The 260-nt window shown below is 55.0% G+C and carries 1 protein-coding gene; it reads right to left on the minus strand.

What is annotated here, in order from left to right:
- Positions 1-260, minus strand: a 260-nt coding sequence (locus AC1RO3_RS09260; RefSeq protein ID WP_481764128.1) for a hypothetical protein, incomplete at both ends; no start/stop codon positions are given.

Genomic DNA, 260 nt, shown 5'->3' on the forward strand with positions numbered 1-260 from the left:
ATCGGTCGTATAGCTCTTCGGCCAACCCATACTGCGGTTCAAGCTTAGCCACATTCGGAACCACCATCTTCCGGATTGTGGTGCCTGTCCCTTTGTTGAGAGCGGCCACCACACTATCCTTTGGCTTCATCAAATAGGCCAGTGCCTTCTGCTGAACGCGGATCAGGTTTTCTGTTTCGTCCACATCGTCGCGCACGCGTGCCAGATAGCGCGTCGCGTCGTCCAGATAGCGAAACTTCGGAAGTTCTACGGTGCATGCC

This window comes from Dellaglioa sp. CoH-57-MRSF-19 (genome assembly GCF_056781975.1).